This is a genomic window from Vibrio sp. RM-41-2B (assembly GCF_024744415.1).
In the GTDB taxonomy this organism is placed as follows: domain Bacteria; phylum Pseudomonadota; class Gammaproteobacteria; order Enterobacterales; family Vibrionaceae; genus Vibrio; species Vibrio diabolicus.
This window is the reverse complement of record NZ_JAMQWD010000015.1, coordinates 126,371-142,706: the sequence shown is the minus strand read 5'-3', so window position 1 is coordinate 142,706 and position 16,336 is coordinate 126,371. Positions and strand designations below refer to the sequence as shown.

Genomic DNA, 16,336 nt, shown 5'->3' with positions numbered 1-16,336 from the left:
TATCGCGTTCCTTTTATCATGCATAGCGCGATTTGTTTGCGCTGACTTATTCGTTTAGATGAGCGATAGTTTTATGAATAACACTCGTTATGGCACTTTTATGGCAGCATTCTCCTTTGTAATTTGGGGGCTGCTACCCATTTATTATCGTTATTTACCGAATGCTTCAATGGATGAGTTGCTGGCATGGCGAATCATCGGCTCAGTTCCGGTCGGTTTTTTAATTGTGCTTGGTATAACCCGTCGAGGACCGAATTGGAAAGAAATCTGGTGTGACAAAAAATCTTTGTGGTACACGTTTGTCGCGAGCAGTTTGATGTGTATTTCATGGAGTGCGTTCACTTGGGCTTTGACTCACCATCGAGTCATTGATGCAAGCTTAGGCTTTTTTATTGGACCGTTGGTGTCAGTGGCGTTAGGCGTGTTTATTCTTGGAGATAAGCTTTCAAAAGGCAAACTCATCGCAATTGTGCTAGCAACAATTGGCGTGATGTATCAAGTGATTCATTATGGCCAGTTGCCTGTTATCGCACTAACGATGGGGTTGTTCTTTGCTTTGTATGGCTTGTACAAGAAGAAGATAACATACGACTGGAGCACCACCTTGTTTGTTGAGGCCCTGCTATTGACTCCAGTTGCCGTGGCGTATTTGTTTTACAAACAATGGACAGTGGGTGAGTTGGCTTCAGGCGTAGATATCACAACATTGCTTTTGTACTTTGGCAGCGCACCGATCACGCTTTTACCACTGATTTTTTATTCTATCGCGATACGTATAACAAACTTATCGACAGTTGGTTTAATGCAATATATTGAACCAAGCTTGCAATTTGTTTTGGCTGTGATGTTTTTCGGTGAACTGTTTGATGAAGTTAAAGCAGTGACTTTTGCCTTTATTTGGGTGGGGCTGTTATTTACAATCTTTGAAAGTACTGTCAAAGGGCATAAGCGTAAAAAGTTGGCCAATCATCCTTTATAGTGCACTATTCTTGAATATTCACGATTTCACTCTCACGCCCTCTATTCGAGGGCGTTTTTAGTTCCATAAAGTATTCTCTTACTCGTTTTCTTATAAGCATAATTTGAGGTTAATTGACGCATTATCATTAGGATACCGCTATATTTATAGCCAAGTGACACGCTATATAATGAAAACCGGATCAAAAAGGACGACATATGATCACAGCTCTATACGCTAGCATTCTTGCAATACTGATTATTTGGTTGGCCGTTCAAGTGATTAAGCAGCGTCGCTTAAATCAGGTTGCTTATGCTGACGGAGGAGTAGAGGCTCTCCAAATCGCTCGTAGTGCACAGAGTAACGCGACAGAATATATCCCCATTACTCTGATTCTAATGGCACTATTAGAATCCAATAGTGCTTACCCAACCTGGATACATCTCACAGGCATTATTTTCGTGATCGGTCGAATTATCCATGCTCGAGGTATATTAAAAGAGGACTTAAAAAGGCGTGTTAGGGGCATGCAGGTGACATTCCTAGTGATACTTTCGCTGGTTGTGTTGAATATGATTTATCTTCCGTACGATAAGTTATGGTAAGTCTTCGTAGCTATATCCCGCCGCCATGGGTACTCGTTCTGATTGGGTTAGTACTGAATATTGGCGCGATCGTTCTTACTAGCTTGGTCCTTGATAGGCTTGGCAAACAGTATTCGCAACTCGCAGAGCAAAAGGCGGAAAACTTGTATTCCATCCAACTCGCGTGGAATAGCGTTGAAACTCTAGAAAGAAAAAGAGAGGCGTTGCTGCTTCACTTGCACATAGGTCAGAGCGCAGCGATACCTTCGGAGATAGAACAGATATTGGAAGGGCACTTATCCTCTTGGACTCATCACGAATCGGATGAAATACAAATAGATAAACTCCCTCAGTTAATGTCAAAGATAAACCAAGCACAAGCTTCGTATAGAGGTCGCATTGATGACTATTACATTGAGAATGTAGAGCTCAATGAGGTAATGGCAAAGCAAGATGAAAAGATCGCTTGGTACAAGAATATCGGGCTCTTCTTACAAGTATTCGGACTCGCATTAATCCTCGCACGTGATTTGGCTAGGAAGCCATAGAACAAAAGTTAACGGTAGGGTTTATTGCGAAATGCTAATTATAATTTGCAAATTGCAATTCATTGCGTGAGCAAACAGTGGCTATTGGTGAAGTTTTAATGAAAGTGGTTAAATAACAACCTGTTTTTGTGCACTACAAAGTTGGCACGTCTCATGCTTTAGTATGAGTGACCCTTTCTAAGCCGAGGGTCACCTAGCCAACTGACGTTGTTAGTGAACCACTTTGTTCACAAATATATACAGCCAATCACGAATCCTTGTGGTTGGCTTTTTTTTATTTAAATGACACAGTTTAGAACTGTGCTTTAATCCAGATCATGCGATGGTCGGAAGACACATCTTTGCCATCACCATACTTGCCGATACGCGCATCGTTAAATAGCTTACGACCTTCTTCATAAGAAGCTGACCAGTATACACCAGAGTCCACCACATTTAGGTTTGCAGAAGGCAAGGCATAATCTACACCCAAGCCAAACGTCGAAGTGATGCGATTCGGATATGGGTGAGTGGAGCTGCGGTCAACAGCGTGTTCGGCTGCACCAAAGCTTGTCGGATAAAGCTCGCCATTCATCACGGTTTGGTTAACCAATGGGTCATTATGCAGTTCTTGCATTACTGAGCTAATACCGTCACCGGCTACTGGATCAAGGTTTTGATCGCCCATCATTACGAATTTAGCCCCGTTCGCTAAGCCACCTTGCTTACCTGCATCGTCGTAGAAATAGTCTTTACCTTGAATGTAGTGATGCCAGAACTCTACTTCGGCTGCGTTTTGCGCTTTGTTTTTACCTGGGTCGAATACTGGTGGAGTAGGGTGCGACATCAGTAGATGCACAACTTCCTCGCCATTGCGAGTCGGAATGATAATTGGTGCATCTACGTGGTTTTTAGAAGATAGGCGTACTTGATCCCATTCTTCTGCAGAGTACCACTCATCACCACACTTCATGCCATCTGGAATCTTTTGTGAGCCGTCACAGATAGTAATGGTTGGAATCTTCGCACCTTCCATATCTTTCCATTTAAACGCTTGGAACGTACGCGTATTTGCCGTATCAATCTTGTATTTAGACATTAGGGCAAAGGCGTATTGACCGTGGTACATGCCAAAGCCCCATGCATCGCCCGGCATTTGACCTGCTGTTCCGTTGTTGTCGAGGTCAAACTCGCTTAGCAAACCCGTGTTGGTAGAGTAAGACTCCGCGTAAGGATATTCGATAGGTTCAAGATTCGCTTCACCGCCTGCACCATTGATGCTTTGCGCGACAGACAGGTAGTTCTTCTGGAAGCCTTCAAGAGCTGCTTTGTTCTCGCCTGTTCCGTCGTTGTTGTATTCCGCCATCATAAGAACGTCAGGGCGATTCTTCTGAATAATCGCAGCAACGTTTCGAATTTGAATGACTTTTTCCGCAGTGGTTTTGTCTTCAGCGGCGATAGAACCGTCTAAATAGGCAGTAACCAATACAGTTTGCTGCGCTGGTTCAATTTGCATTTCACTCACTAAAGCTTCAAAAGTTGCACGGTCAAAAGAGAGGTTGTAAGTCGCTATTTTTACTTCTTTAGGCTGAACATTGACGTATTCAGTGTCGTCATTACATCCAGATAATAGAGCGGCGCCAACCAGGAGAGCGATAGAGGTTTTGATTGTTTTCATGGGTACGTCATACCTTATAATTGATTCGGCTGAATATTAAAGTCATCAGTAATTGTTTTAAGCGATATCAATCACACAAACGTTTTCATATTTACATGTTCAATTAGTTTTTGTGTGATTTGTGCAATAAACGCAACACTTTCAACACCAAAAGGTTATATGCAAATTGTTAAAAAACGGTGTCGTTTTTAATAGATGAAATGGCACTAAAACATAAGCTGTATGATTGTGTGTGCTAAAATCAATTAGCGGGATGATTACGATAAGTTTGACTTCACTTTTGGGTGAGAAACAAACAAATAAGAACTGGTCAGTTTGGCTTTGCTATTGATGCAAAATAGGGGGCTAACCGATGGGTTCAGTATCAAACTATCAGAGCAGGTTATTTGTCACGGCAATGCTTGCTTCACCACTTCTTTTTTCAACATCTTTATCCGCCGCTCAGTCCGAACGGCTAGAGCAAAACCATGGTCTTGTTGTTGCTTTAGAAAAACGCAACCTTGCAGCCACACAAAATATAGATCGTGTGTTAGGTTTACAAAATGGAAATCGTGTACAAAAGCTGAAAACCAACAAAGGTAAAAACGGCGGTACGCATAGTCGTTATCAGCAGATGTTTAAAGGCGTCCCGATTTGGGGCAAGCAAATTGTCGTACATCGTGATGAACAGGGCCAAATCAAGCATATCAACGGCACTCTCGTAAAGGATATTGCCCGAGATATCAATGATATGGTGCCTAAATTGTCACTTTCTCAAGTAATGTCTTCAACGCAAAAGCCGTACCGTGAAAACGGATACCAAATAGAGAATCAGCGCCAAGGTTTGCGTATTTATGTCGATAAAAGTGACGTGGCGCACTTAGCTTATATTGTCCAGTTTTTTGCTGATAATGAGCATGGCGGTAAGCCTACGCGTCCCACCTTTCTTGTTGATGCTAAAACAGGAAACATTTTGCTGCAATATGAGGGGTTAGCGCACGTAGAAGCGAATGGTCCAGGAGGAAACCAAAAAATTGGTCGTTATCATTATGGTGTGGACTTTGAGTCTCTATTAGTCCAGCAATCCGGTGATACGTGTTTGATGGACATTCCTGGCGTGGTCAAAACCATCAACTTGAATGGTAGGACGTCTGGCAATACACATACGTTCGTTTGTCCAACCAATAGTGTTAAAGAAATTAATGGAGCGTACAGCCCGTTAAACGATGCGCATTACTTTGGCAAAGTGGTATACGACATGTACAAAGATTGGCTAAATACCGCTCCCTTAACGTTTCAGCTTCAAATGCGAGTGCATTACCGAAAACGCTATGAAAACGCCTTTTGGAATGGCTCGAGTATGACTTTTGGCGACGGTGCGAGTTATTTCTATCCTTTAGTGAGTTTAGATGTCTCAGCGCACGAGGTTAGCCATGGATTTACAGAACAAAACTCTGATCTGATTTATTCAGAGCAATCTGGCGGAATCAATGAGGCTTTCTCAGATATGGCAGGTGAGGCGGCTGAATTCTATTCACGTGGTTCTAACGATTGGAAAGTTGGGTACGATATTAGAAAGGCTGCCAATGCGGCGTTGCGCTATATGGATAATCCGCCCCTTGATGGTCGTTCAATTGATCACGCGTCTCAGTATGTGAGTGGCATGGATGTGCATTATTCAAGTGGTGTGTTTAACAAAGCGTTTTATCTATTGGCCGTTGAGTACAATTGGGGAACGCGACAAGCATTCGAGGTTTTTGCGTACGCTAACCAGAACTACTGGACGCCAAGCGAAACGTTTGACTCTGCAGCTTTGGGTGTATTGGCGGCCGCCCAAAGCTTAAACGTGGCGGCGAATGATGTAGCCGATGCTTTTGCTCAGGTCGGTGTTTCAGTTGATGGCGGAGTCGTCGAGCCACCATCTAGCACGTGTAAGGCTATCGCCCTAAACAATGGTGTTTTCAGCAACATAGACTCTTCATCTACTGGTGAGTGGCATTGTTTTACGATTGATGTGCCTACCAACAGTTCAGATTTTACTGTTACCACATCGGGAGCAAACAGCGATGCGGATCTTTACGTTAAGCTGGGAAGTGAACCAAGTTTAACCAGCTACGATTGTCGCTCATACAGTAGCAACAGTAATGAAGCATGTAGTATTACTTCTCCGAATGAAGGAACGTGGCACATTGGCGTGTACGCTTACAGCAGTTACAGTAACTTGAACGTGGAAGCAAGTTATGTAGGACAAGAAGCGCCACCACCATCTGATGAAGTTACTACACAATCAATCAACAATGGTAAAATATGGACGGCGATTATTACTGGTTCTGGCTTGATGAATGGCGTGTGGAATGTTATTTCAAATACGCCGTGTGATAACGATAACGAGTGCAGTTTATCCGGTATCGGAAAGAAAACCAGTGAGGTTAGCTTTACGTTGACGGATGGTACCGTATTCATCATCGCTAAGCCCTAGCGATTTTTATGTAAAGAGGCCCTGAAATATCAGGGCCTTATTTTTTTACGTTCAATTTTCTGTATATAATAGCGAGTCACAAAGAAGTGAGGACGACCTCACCGCTCTATCTTTTCTCGGGGACGACCCCATCTCGTTGGGAAATATGACATGGCTTGGGGAATTCTCTTCATTGCTGGCTTATGCGAAGTGGCATGGGCTGTCGGACTAAAATACTCACAAGGTTTTACCAAATTGGCGGCATCTGGCTTTACCGTTACGTTTATGGTGTTGAGCTTTTGGTTACTTGGAATTGCATTAAGGACGCTACCTCTCGGTATCGCTTACGGCGTTTGGGTAGGTATAGGAGCGATTGGAACAGCAATCGTCAGTATCTACATATTTAACGAGCCCGCGACGCTGATAAAATTGCTGAGTTTATTGCTTATTGTAGCTGGTATCGCCGGATTAAAATTATCCGCTTAACGTCAGGTTAAACATAAAAAGAAAGCCAGAGTCGACTCTGGCTTTTTACGTTTTAGTGTTATCTCGCTTTGGGGCTGAAGGGTTAAGCGCTGCGCTTAACGAATGGCAATCGCAAATGGTGGCCAAATACGTTAATGAGTGCGCCCGCTACAATTAGTGCACCACCGATGTACGTCCAGATGAGCGGGATTTCGCCGAAGAAAATGATGCCTAACAACACAGAAAATACGATCTGAATATACGAGTAAGCAGACGCTTTGCCCGCTTGTTGAGTTTGCATTGCTTTGGTTAATCCCAATTGCCCAACTTGGGTGAATACACCAACCAAAACCAACATGAAAGTCAGATACAGGTCGGGCATAACAAAATCATCGCCAATCAGTAAGAGTGAAGCGGGTAGAGCAACCAGAGGGAAATAGAAAATGATCACTGAACTATCTTCAGTTTGGCTAAGTTTTCTAACAATGACATAAGCAATTGAGCTACCAAATGCGCCCAAGATTGCAATCATTACGCTAAACATAGGTAAAGTGCGCTCTGCTTCTTGTCCTGTTTCTGGACTTACCATTATATAGATGCCGAGTAAGCACAAGGCAATGCAAAGGAACGTCGATGGTTGAATGCGTTCCTTCAAGAAAAAGACGGCTAGGAGCGCAGTAAATACTGGGTGAATGTATTGGAAGATGGTCGCTTCTGCCAAAGGTAAGGTAGTCACCGAATAATATACGCACATCAATGCCATGGTGCCCACTGCGCCACGCGCAAACAGTAATGGCTTATTATTGCCCCATACAGAAATTCGTTTTCGCTTAACATCTAAATAGCTGATAACAAGTGAGACGAGTGCCCTCGCTGCAACAATCTCAAATACAGGGATACCATGAAGACTGACATGCTTTACTGTGGCAGACATTAGCGCGAAACCGAATGCGGAGAGCACCATAAAGCGCACACCAATGGGAACCAGAGTGTTGAATGAATTAGACATTTTACTGCTCATTTGTTGCGACAGATCGCACTTTAGCATACTCAGCTCACAAAATGATCCGTGATATTCAAACACATCCGCCGAGAGTGAGAATAAGCAGTAGACTATGGAGTCTCAAGCAACCCTATCTTTGATTCGCGCATGGAGCGCATCTAGGAAATATCTAGATATTTAAGGAGCATACATGATCCCAGTACAAGCGACGCATACTTCTGGCGTTGTCATTTCTAAAATTGATGGCGTCGATAAAGTGCTGTTGCTCAAACGTGTTAAAGGTGGTTATTGGTGCCATGTTGCTGGTGGTGTAGAGGCCGGTGAAACCGGATGGCAAACTATTCTCAGAGAACTGAAAGAAGAGACGCAAATTGACGATGTTGAGTTACATACTGCAGACTTTCTAGAACAGTTCTACGAAGCAAAAAATAACCGCATCATGGTTATTCCATGCTTCGTATTATTTTGTCCGCCTAACCAATCGGTTGTACTTAACGAAGAACACACTGAGTATTGTTGGTGTACGCTTGAAGAAGCAAAGCGACTAGCGCCGTTTGCAAATCAGCACCACCTTTACGAACATGTGTGGAGGCATTACGTGGATGTGGAGTCGTTGACGCCATTTACGTTGATTGAACAAACAGACTAGACGAGATAACCATCCTTTTAAGCACGTTTGAAATAACGAATATGGAAGTTTGTTCTCAACGCAATGAGGCGGTAGGATTTGTGAGTAGTGTTTACTGAAAAAGGGATAATGTGGATGGATGAGGTCATGTGCCAAAAGGCGTATCAAGGAAATAGCATGCAGGCCAGTTTTTCTGTTTCAGACAGGGTCTCAATTGAGCCTCTTACCACCAAACACGCGAAAGTTTTACTGGAAGTGGTGAACACGTATCGAAACAGCCTCTCTGGCTATTTGCCTTGGACGGACTTTGTGACCAACCGCAGAGAAGCAGTGAACTACATCTCTCAGCGCGTGAACAGCAAAGCGTTAGATGCACACTGGTGCGCGATTTATTTTGATGAGCAGTTTTCGGGTGTTATTGGCATTAAAGGTGTGGATTCGCACACACGCGTCACTGAGATTGGCTATTGGCTTGCCAACAATGGGCGAGGACACCGAGTGATCGACCAAGTACTCGCGGTGTTGATTCCTTTTTTGAAGCAGAAAGGGCACGCGCAATTCATCCAATTCCACTGTATGGAAGACAACATTGCCAGTATCAATATTGCTGAGCGTGCTGGTGCTACATTAAAAGAATACATTGATCACGAGTTCGAGACGCTTGACCGCTCTCAACGGCTCGGCATTTATGAGTTGCGTCTGACTTAGCTCCAAACCCACTGATATTTTAATCAGAGTTCGAACCCTAATTTCGCGAGCGCTACAATAGTAACATTGTTGCGCTCGTGTTAATTTGGAGCGTCATTGGTTGAAACTAGGTTAGGAGAAGCATCATGAACGCAATCGCAGAGGTTGAAGTGGACAACCTGTTACAACAAAGCCTTGATCGCTTAAAAGCGGCGTATGCCGCCGAACCTTATCCTAGTTTGGATGAGCGTAAGCAGCGCCTTGTCTTGCTAAAACAAGCTCTGATTGCGAATAAACAAGCATTGGTGGAAGCGCTGAGTGACGATTTTGGTTATCGTTCCGAATTTGATACCGCCATGACCGACGTTTTGCCGACGGTCTCGCACATCAATTACACCATCAAGCAGCTAAAAAAGTGGTGCAAACCAAGTAAGCGTGAATCCGGTCTGTTGCTTGCTCCGTCGAAAGTGACTGTTCAGTATCAGCCACTCGGCGTGGTCGGGATCATTTCGCCGTGGAATTTTCCTGTCATTTTGAGCCTTGCGCCTTTAGTCACTGCACTGGCCGCAGGCAACCGTGTGATGATGAAGCTCAGCGAATTTACGCCCAAAACCAATAAAGTCATCGTCAATATTTGTCGCGAGTTGTCTGAATATGTCGAAGTATTTGAAGGTGAAGCGGACGTTGCACGATCATTCAGCCAACTGCCATTCGATCATCTTTTGTTTACTGGCTCGACAAATGTTGGTCGCGCTGTGGCAAAAGCAGCGGCTGAAAACCTGACTCCAGTGACGCTAGAGCTGGGCGGGAAATCCCCGGTGATCATTGCGGAAGATGCAGACATGAAGAAAACCGTTGATGCGATTTTGTTTGGTAAATGCATCAATGCCGGTCAGATTTGTGTCGCGCCTGATTACGCGTTTGTACCACAAGAACGCGTCGAAGAGTTCATCACGCTGTTCTTAAAACGTTTTGAAAAACTCTATTTGAAATCCAACAAGAATCAAAAGCTGACCCATATTATCAATCAACGACAGTATGATCGTTTGACTGCGCTACTTGAGGATGCCAAAGCTCAGGGCGCAAGCATCCATACTGTTGAAGCGTCACCTCAACAGGAAAGGCTTTTGTATCCTCATTTGATCACAGACGTGTCGACAGATATGCGCATCATGCAAGAGGAAATATTTGGGCCATTTCTACCCATCAAGCCTTACAAAGCGATAGACGAAGCGATTGACTACATTAATCAACACCAAAGACCACTTGCGCTGTATGTTATGTCGGACAACAAATCGACCATCAGACATATTGTACGCAACACACACAGTGGCGGCGTCGGCATTAACGACACGGTATTACACGTTGGCGCTGAAGATGCGCCTTTCGGTGGCGTTGGTCAATCAGGCATTGGTCATTATCACGGAGTGGAAGGATTCAGAACCTTTAGCCACGCGAAAACCGTACTCCACACGCCGAAATGGCTGCCAAGGACGGGGGCATTAATGCGTCGCAGAGCTATGGCGATAAAAGCGATTCAAAAGATTTTTGTTCGATAGTGGTTGGATTGAAAAAAACGCCCAAACGGGCGGATTTTCTGGTTTCTATGCGTTCTAAATTGCGGATTACTAAAAGCCGAGAAGCTTCCGACATGCACCGCCAATAGAAAAAGAAAGGCTCTTTTTGAAAGAGCCTTTTTCACGAAATGTCGACAGATTTTTGGAAGTTTAATGCAGAACTTCACTGCTGAATCTTAAGTATTTGCAGTCGTTCATTAGCTCTTTAAATGCCTTTCTATCTAGCTTAATCAGAGTTTCATGATCGCCGGCTTCAAGATAGACATGTTCCAAGTTTGCTAATCTTTCATCACAAACGGTCGACATGTGGTAAGGACTACCAATCGGTGGAATCGCGCCGTGCTCACAATCAGTGAAGAGTCGGTAAACCATACGCTCTTTCACCAAGTGGAAAGTAGCGTTAAATTCATCGTTTAATCTCGACAAACTGATTTTGTTGTTGGCAGGTAAGACCGCCATCATATGATGCCCTTCATGATCCTCAAGAATGACGCCTTTTGCGATATTCATTAAAGGCACACCTGCAGCAACACCACTTTGTAGCGAGCTATGACTATGGCTGTGATTCACGGTTTGAAAGTGAATGTTATGCTCAGTCAAATATTCATCTAATCGGGTTGCAATCGTCATATAGCCTCCACGTGTATGAGACCCATAAAGAGTATAGGTGAGGCAAGCGACAATCGCGTATTTTACTCTGGTTTCGCTGACGCTCTTTCCGCTCCTGTTCTACGCTTATTGCAAGCCAGCGAGAAAGCATGGTTAACAATAATAAACAGGGGGCAACATGAGCAAGCCAATCATCGCCGATAATAAGCCGATTAAAGTGAATCTAACCGAAGGGCAAGAATATTACTTTTGCCGATGTGGACGTTCTAAAAATCAACCTTATTGCGATGGGTCGCATTCGGGAACAGGCTTAAAGCCAATGAGCTTTACTGCGGAAAAAGATGAAGAGGCGTATCTCTGCCAGTGCAAGCATACCTCTAATGCCCCATTTTGTGATGGAACACATAAGCGTTTTTCTTCTGAGCAAGTCGGCAAAGAAGGCCATGAGAAAAAACGAGAGAAAAGTGACAAACCGACTGCGTCCGCTACTCAAGAAGAACCAACCCTAGAGTTTATCCACCAGTTAGCGAGAGAAGGGCTCTCTAAACTCGGTCATCATGGTCCGATGGCTGCAATGGGGGTTCCTAGGCATTTGCTACCACATTGGGATGCTATACAAATCATGGTGGCGCAAATGGCGACACAACCGTTGTTGGAAGACGTTCCCGTATCAACTGAGTTGATTGTGGGGCCAAACGCGCGTAAGCCGCTCAAACTTGCTATCCCTTTATTGGTATCGGACATGAGTTTTGGCGCACTTTCGGAAGAGGCGAAAATTGCGCTAGCAAAAGGTGCTGAGTTGGCAGGGACTGGGATTTGCTCCGGTGAAGGGGGGATGTTACCTGAAGAACAAGCTGCAAATTCGCGGTATTTCTATGAGCTTGCCAGTGCTCAGTTTGGCTACGATGAATCTAAGCTTCTTAATGTTCAGGCTTTTCATTTTAAAGGTGGGCAGGGCGCCAAAACAGGCACGGGTGGTCATCTGCCTGCAAATAAAAATGTAGGTAAGATCTCTCAGGTGAGAGGTCTCCCCGAAGGACAACCAGCGATCTCACCGCCAACATTTAAAGATCTTCATACTACTCACGATTTCAGAAAGTTTGCTGACAGAGTCCGTGGCATCACTGGCGGCATTCCAATTGGCTTTAAACTCAGTGCAAACCATATTGAGCAAGACATACAATTTGCGCTCGATGCGGGTGCCGATTACATCATCTTAGATGGTCGCGGTGGTGGCACGGGCGCGGCGCCAACTATGTTCCGTGATCATATTAGCGTGCCAACTATTCCTGCGTTAGCTCGTGCGCGTAAGTACTTAGATGAAAAAGGCGCAAGTGACCGTGTCACATTAATCATCACTGGTGGGTTGCGAGTTCCTATGGATTTTGTCAAAGCGTTGGCACTTGGGGCAGACGGAGTGGCGATAGCAAACAGTGCGATGCAATCGATCGGTTGCGTCGCGGCCCGGATTTGTAACACCAATAATTGCCCTGCGGGGATCGCAACGCAAAATGCCGATTTGAGGCAGCGTCTCGATATCGAAAAATCATCTCAGCAACTGAAAAATTTCTTCGAATCCTCGGTCGAGCTCATGCAAGTTATGGCAAGGGCATGTGGTCACCACGCTCTGAATGAATTTAGTCGCCATGATTTAGCGACTTGGGATCACAACATGGCGAGACTGTCTGGGATCAAGTATTCAGGTATGGACTTAAACTGATCTCTATCCATATTTTCTGCATATAGGTACATGTTTGATAACAATTATTTATTAGCCGAGATATGGAAATTTTGACTTGGCGTTAACTAAAAATTCAGTGTATGAACTACGCTGTTTGAGGTGGATATTCGATTTATTGAATAACAAAGAGTGGTTACCACAACCACGATACGAAGGAGCATTATATGAGCAACACAAACGGCGGTTCGGTAGGTAAATGTCCAGTTATGCATGGTGGGCAAACATCTACAGATAAGTCGGTGATGGATTGGTGGCCGAATGCCTTAAACTTAGACATCCTGCATCAACACGACTCCAAAACCAACCCATTTGGCCAGGACTTTAATTACAGAGAAGAACTGAAAAAGCTAGATGTCGAAGCACTTAAAAAAGACTTAAAAGAGTTAATGACTGATAGCCAAGACTGGTGGCCTGCCGACTGGGGACATTACGGCGGTTTAATGATCCGAATGGCATGGCACGCAGCGGGTAGTTATCGTATCGCGGATGGACGTGGCGGCGCTGCGACAGGCAACCAGCGTTTTGCTCCTCTCAACTCTTGGCCAGATAACGCAAACCTCGATAAGGCTCGTCGCCTTTTATGGCCAATTAAGAAAAAATATGGCAACAAATTAAGTTGGGCCGATCTGATTGTCCTTGCCGGTAACATGGCGTATGAATCCATGGGCTTTAAGACCTTTGGTTTTGGCTTTGGGCGAGAAGACATTTGGCATCCCGAAAAAGACACTTACTGGGGTTCCGAGCAAGAATGGTTAGCCACAAGTGATGCTGATAACAGCCGCTACTCTGGTGAGCGAGATTTAGAAAACCCGCTTGCTGCGGTAATGATGGGTCTTATCTATGTGAACCCTGAGGGGGTGGACGGTAACCCAGATCCCCTCAAAACAGCACATGACATGCGTGTGACCTTTGCGCGAATGGCAATGAACGATGAAGAAACTGTCGCGCTCACAGCGGGTGGTCACACGGTCGGTAAGTGTCATGGTAATGGTGATGCCGCAAACCTTGGTCCAGAGCCCGAAGCCGCAGACGTTCATGAACAAGGTCTTGGCTGGATTAACCACAAAACACGTGGCATTGGCCGTGACACGGTAACGAGCGGCATTGAAGGTGCTTGGACGACACACCCTACACAATGGGACTACGGATACTTCCACCTACTATTTAAGTACGATTGGGAACTGAAGAAGAGCCCAGCAGGTGCATGGCAGTGGGAGCCAATCGACATTGAAGAAGAAGACAAGCCTGTCGATGTTGAAGACGGCTCTAAGCGCTACAATCCAATCATGACTGACGCCGATATGGCGCTCAAAATGGACCCTGAATATCGCAAGATTGCAGAAAAGTTCCAAAATGAACCAGCGTACTTTGATGACGTTTTTGCTCGTGCCTGGTTTAAGTTGACACACCGCGATCTAGGACCAAAATCATGTTATTTCGGACCTGATGTGCCAAGCGAAGATCTTATTTGGCAAGATCCAACGCCTGCAGGTAAGACAGACTACGATGTCGATTTAGTGAAAACAAAAATCGAAGCAAATGGCCTATCCATTAGTGAGCTAGTAAGTACGGCGTGGGATAGTGCGCGTACATACCGTGGCTCTGATCGCCGAGGCGGCGCAAATGGTGCGAGAATTCGTTTGGCTCCGCAAAAAGATTGGCAAGGAAACGAGCCAGAGCGTCTAAGTCGTGTTCTTGCTGTGCTAGAAAAAATAGCAGCAGAAGAGGGCTGTAGTGTTGCTGACGCTATCGTGCTTGCTGGTAACGTAGGTATTGAACTGGCTGCGCGTGCCGCAGGTCATGATGTTTCCGTACCATTCGCGCCAGGCCGAGGTGATGCCACCCAAGAGATGACGGATGTTGAATCATTCGAAGTTCTTGAGCCTGTTGCTGACGGTTTCCGAAATTGGTTGAAGAAAGACTACGCGGTTAAGCCGGAAGAGTTGTTGCTCGACCGAGCGCAGCTTATGGGTTTGACAGCACCAGAAATGACGGTACTCATCGGTGGTATGCGCGTTTTAGGCAGTAACTACGGCGGTGGAAAAGAGGGCGTATTTACTGACCGAGTAGGCACTTTGTCGAATGATTTCTTCGTGAACCTTACTGACATGGCATATACGTGGAAACCAGTGAGTGCTAATCAATATGAAATCCGTGATCGTAAAACCGACGCTGTGAAGTGGACGGCAACCCGTGTGGATCTTGTCTTTGGCTCAAACTCGATTCTACGTTCGTACGCGGAAGTGTATGCGCAAGATGATAATCAGGAAAAATTCATCCACGACTTCATCGCTGCATGGACGAAAGTCATGAACGCCGACCGTTTTGACTTGTAATAAGTGAAACGATGCAAATCGGTAGATGCGTAAATAAAGTTGATGAATAAGTAAGAGAGGCGGGCGCAAAGCTCGCCTTTTTCTTTACCTGTCTTTTTACTTTGATTGTTACTTTGATTGAAAATTAAGCTCATTTGAGCCATAATGACTGGACCATATGAACCAGAGGAGCTTGATATGGCAACTGCTGCATTAAAAAGCTTTAAGCCGAAACAATCGCATAAAGCCAATTTCTGGCTTATGTTAGGTATTGAAGACGCTGAAACGGGTCGTATTGATGCGGTTCACAAAGGCTTTGAGCCCAAGGTATACCGGAACATTGTTGATCGAGTAAAGCTTTCTCAAAGTGAATTCCAACATGTGACACTGATTCCTGTTAGTACAATTAAGCGTCGTCTTAAAAATGATGAGCGTTTTAATACTCAAGAGAGTGATGCAATCTATCGATTAGCGATGTTATTGAAACTCGCGACAGAACTGTTTGACGATGAAGAGCGCGCGTTAAAATGGATGAGAGAAAATGTGTACGGCTTAGGTGGAAAACGTCCACTTGATATGGTGTCGACTACGGTTGATTTTGAAATCGTAAAAGATTTGATCGGCCGTTTAGAGCACGGGGTGTTCTCATAATATGAAGCTCTATCGTCTCACACAAAAGAAATTCGCTGACACGCCATTTAGCCCCGTTGGCGCAAAGTTATTTGGAGGGCGATGGAACTCAAAAGGAACCGAAGCCCTCTACTTCTCTGAATCGGAATCCCTTTGCTCGTTGGAAGTGTTCGTTCACGTAAATAACGCTCCAGCTATCACCAAACTGTACGATTTATATCGTATTGAAATGCCAGAATACCTCATCGCCACCTTAGATGAAGAAGATCTCCCTGTGACGTGGCGAGCAATACCGGCGAGCGAGTCTACACAGTACATTGGTGACCAGTTTCTCAATGACCCTCATCCCGAGTTTGCCGCACTGCAAGTGCCTTCAACGATTTCACCTCGTGATAAAAACTACGTGGTGAACCCAAATCATCCCAAAATGAAAGAGATCATCAAGAAAGCCGAAAAGCTCGATTTTGCGTTTGACCCACGCATTTTCAAATAGACGC

General features: G+C 44.8%; 15 protein-coding genes. 12 read left to right on the top strand and 3 right to left on the bottom strand.

The genetic code is table 11. The annotated features are described in order from the left end of the window. Nucleotides 1–73 precede the first annotated feature (73 nt). The 3 genes from rarD (at nt 74) to NB463_RS10910 (ending at nt 2,090) form a co-directional block, all read left to right on the top strand. Nucleotides 74–979, top strand: a complete 906-nt coding sequence (gene rarD, locus NB463_RS10920; RefSeq protein WP_258431192.1) for an EamA family transporter RarD — start codon at nt 74–76, stop codon at nt 977–979. A gap of 197 nt (nt 980–1,176) precedes the next feature. Continuing rightward, the gene (locus NB463_RS10915) at nt 1,177–1,563 is read left to right on the top strand and encodes an MAPEG family protein (protein ID WP_005395243.1); all 387 of its coding nucleotides are present in this window, start codon (nt 1,177–1,179) and stop codon (nt 1,561–1,563) included. Then, nucleotides 1,557–2,090, top strand: a complete 534-nt coding sequence (locus NB463_RS10910) for a DNA mismatch repair protein (RefSeq protein WP_258431191.1) — start codon at nt 1,557–1,559, stop codon at nt 2,088–2,090. Before NB463_RS10915 ends, NB463_RS10910 begins: the two co-directional genes overlap by 7 nt. A 292-nt stretch (nt 2,091–2,382) precedes the next feature. Here the strand turns inward: NB463_RS10910 and NB463_RS10905 are convergent, their stop codons facing one another. Next, on the bottom strand, nt 2,383–3,747 hold the full coding sequence (locus NB463_RS10905; RefSeq protein ID WP_048624974.1) for an endonuclease/exonuclease/phosphatase family protein: 1,365 nt from the start codon (nt 3,745–3,747) through the stop codon (nt 2,383–2,385). A 352-nt stretch (nt 3,748–4,099) separates the two neighbouring features. Here NB463_RS10905 and NB463_RS10900 point away from each other — a divergent pair, with 352 nt between their 5' ends. Together NB463_RS10900 and NB463_RS10895 are read left to right on the top strand one after the other, a co-directional pair. Beyond that, nucleotides 4,100–6,205, top strand: a complete 2,106-nt coding sequence (locus NB463_RS10900; RefSeq protein WP_258431190.1) for a M4 family metallopeptidase — start codon at nt 4,100–4,102, stop codon at nt 6,203–6,205. Between the two features lie 150 nt (nt 6,206–6,355). Continuing rightward, nucleotides 6,356–6,670 carry a DMT family transporter gene (locus NB463_RS10895; RefSeq protein WP_005395239.1) on the top strand — a complete coding sequence of 105 codons (315 nt, stop codon included), beginning with the start codon at nt 6,356–6,358 and terminating at the stop codon, nt 6,668–6,670. Nucleotides 6,671–6,752: 82 nt separating this feature from the next. Here NB463_RS10895 and NB463_RS10890 read toward each other — a convergent pair whose 3' ends face one another. Continuing rightward, the gene (locus NB463_RS10890) at nt 6,753–7,658 is read right to left on the bottom strand and encodes a DMT family transporter (RefSeq protein ID WP_005395238.1); all 906 of its coding nucleotides are present in this window, start codon (nt 7,656–7,658) and stop codon (nt 6,753–6,755) included. A gap of 184 nt (nt 7,659–7,842) precedes the next feature. Between NB463_RS10890 and NB463_RS10885 the strand changes: the two genes are divergently transcribed. From NB463_RS10885 to NB463_RS10875, 3 genes are all read left to right on the top strand, one after another. Further along, entirely contained in the window at nt 7,843–8,301 is a 459-nt protein-coding gene (locus NB463_RS10885; protein ID WP_258431189.1) for an NUDIX hydrolase, read from the top strand. 114 nt (nt 8,302–8,415) lie between these two features. Continuing rightward, entirely contained in the window at nt 8,416–8,988 is a 573-nt protein-coding gene (locus tag NB463_RS10880) for a GNAT family N-acetyltransferase (RefSeq protein ID WP_258431188.1), read from the top strand. A gap of 125 nt (nt 8,989–9,113) precedes the next feature. Further along, nucleotides 9,114–10,526 carry a coniferyl aldehyde dehydrogenase gene (locus NB463_RS10875; RefSeq protein ID WP_258431187.1) on the top strand — a complete coding sequence of 471 codons (1,413 nt, stop codon included), beginning with the start codon at nt 9,114–9,116 and terminating at the stop codon, nt 10,524–10,526. A gap of 168 nt (nt 10,527–10,694) precedes the next feature. Here the strand turns inward: NB463_RS10875 and NB463_RS10870 are convergent, their stop codons facing one another. After that, nucleotides 10,695–11,174 (bottom strand): aminoacyl-tRNA deacylase, encoded by a 480-nt coding sequence (locus NB463_RS10870; RefSeq protein WP_006742302.1) that lies wholly within the window; start codon nt 11,172–11,174, stop codon nt 10,695–10,697. Nucleotides 11,175–11,331: 157 nt separating this feature from the next. Between NB463_RS10870 and NB463_RS10865 the strand changes: the two genes are divergently transcribed. The 4 genes from NB463_RS10865 to NB463_RS10850 all read left to right on the top strand — a co-directional run bounded on the left by NB463_RS10865 (nt 11,332) and on the right by NB463_RS10850 (nt 16,332). Next, on the top strand, nt 11,332–12,873 hold the full coding sequence (locus NB463_RS10865; RefSeq protein ID WP_258431186.1) for a glutamate synthase-related protein: 1,542 nt from the start codon (nt 11,332–11,334) through the stop codon (nt 12,871–12,873). Between the two features lie 185 nt (nt 12,874–13,058). Then, nucleotides 13,059–15,230: a catalase/peroxidase HPI gene (gene katG, locus NB463_RS10860; RefSeq protein WP_258431185.1), complete on the top strand. Its 2,172-nt coding sequence runs from the start codon at nt 13,059–13,061 to the stop codon at nt 15,228–15,230. Between the two features lie 177 nt (nt 15,231–15,407). Then, entirely contained in the window at nt 15,408–15,860 is a 453-nt protein-coding gene (gene parS / locus NB463_RS10855; RefSeq protein WP_006742299.1) for a type II RES/Xre toxin-antitoxin system antitoxin, read from the top strand. A gap of 1 nt (nt 15,861) precedes the next feature. Next, on the top strand, nt 15,862–16,332 hold the full coding sequence (locus NB463_RS10850) for an RES family NAD+ phosphorylase (RefSeq protein WP_258431184.1): 471 nt from the start codon (nt 15,862–15,864) through the stop codon (nt 16,330–16,332). Nucleotides 16,333–16,336 lie beyond the last annotated feature (4 nt).

Excerpts from the sequence above, each read along its gene's own strand:
- rarD (WP_258431192.1), top strand. The coding sequence starts at position 74 with ATGAATAACACTCGTTATGGCACTTTTATGGCAGCATTCTCCTTTGTA.
- NB463_RS10915 (WP_005395243.1), top strand. The coding sequence starts at position 1,177 with ATGATCACAGCTCTATACGCTAGCATTCTTGCAATACTGATTATTTGG.
- NB463_RS10910 (WP_258431191.1), top strand. The coding sequence starts at position 1,557 with ATGGTAAGTCTTCGTAGCTATATCCCGCCGCCATGGGTACTCGTTCTG.
- NB463_RS10905 (WP_048624974.1), bottom strand. The coding sequence starts at position 3,747 with ATGAAAACAATCAAAACCTCTATCGCTCTCCTGGTTGGCGCCGCTCTA.
- NB463_RS10900 (WP_258431190.1), top strand. The coding sequence starts at position 4,100 with ATGGGTTCAGTATCAAACTATCAGAGCAGGTTATTTGTCACGGCAATG.
- NB463_RS10895 (WP_005395239.1), top strand. The coding sequence starts at position 6,356 with ATGGCTTGGGGAATTCTCTTCATTGCTGGCTTATGCGAAGTGGCATGG.
- NB463_RS10890 (WP_005395238.1), bottom strand. The coding sequence starts at position 7,658 with ATGTCTAATTCATTCAACACTCTGGTTCCCATTGGTGTGCGCTTTATG.
- NB463_RS10885 (WP_258431189.1), top strand. The coding sequence starts at position 7,843 with ATGATCCCAGTACAAGCGACGCATACTTCTGGCGTTGTCATTTCTAAA.
- NB463_RS10880 (WP_258431188.1), top strand. The coding sequence starts at position 8,416 with ATGGATGAGGTCATGTGCCAAAAGGCGTATCAAGGAAATAGCATGCAG.
- NB463_RS10875 (WP_258431187.1), top strand. The coding sequence starts at position 9,114 with ATGAACGCAATCGCAGAGGTTGAAGTGGACAACCTGTTACAACAAAGC.
- NB463_RS10870 (WP_006742302.1), bottom strand. The coding sequence starts at position 11,174 with ATGACGATTGCAACCCGATTAGATGAATATTTGACTGAGCATAACATT.
- NB463_RS10865 (WP_258431186.1), top strand. The coding sequence starts at position 11,332 with ATGAGCAAGCCAATCATCGCCGATAATAAGCCGATTAAAGTGAATCTA.
- katG (WP_258431185.1), top strand. The coding sequence starts at position 13,059 with ATGAGCAACACAAACGGCGGTTCGGTAGGTAAATGTCCAGTTATGCAT.
- parS (WP_006742299.1), top strand. The coding sequence starts at position 15,408 with ATGGCAACTGCTGCATTAAAAAGCTTTAAGCCGAAACAATCGCATAAA.
- NB463_RS10850 (WP_258431184.1), top strand. The coding sequence starts at position 15,862 with ATGAAGCTCTATCGTCTCACACAAAAGAAATTCGCTGACACGCCATTT.